Source organism: Roseomonas sp. TAS13 (assembly GCF_001950415.1).
Classification (GTDB): Bacteria; Pseudomonadota; Alphaproteobacteria; order Acetobacterales; family Acetobacteraceae; genus Roseomonas; species Roseomonas mucosa.
Map to the genome: position 1 here is coordinate 1 of NZ_BDLP01000804.1, position 252 is coordinate 252.

The 252-nt window shown below is 67.9% G+C and carries 1 pseudogene; it reads left to right on the forward strand.

From position 1 onward, the window contains the following. Positions 1 to 117, forward strand: a pseudogene (locus tag ROTAS13_RS26880) (IS5/IS1182 family transposase); the annotation flags it as partial. Positions 118 to 252: the final 135 nt, after the last annotated feature.

The window sequence follows — 252 nt, forward strand, 5'->3', positions numbered from 1 at the left end:
TTCGGCCGCTGCCGACGCCTCGCTCGCGATCACGAGGCCACCGTCGGTTCCGCCGTCGCCTTCTTCACCCTCGCCGCCGCCATGATCCTCGTCCGGCGTCTGGCTCAGCCGTTATGAAACGGGGTCTTAGCTCGACTTTGGCCATCTGAGACAGGCGTAGGCGGCGAGGCGGGTGACTGGCTAGGCTGGCGTGTCCCCGCCAAGAGACGCCGCCATGCTTCACCTGCCACCCCGCTTCGCCGCGGTGATCCT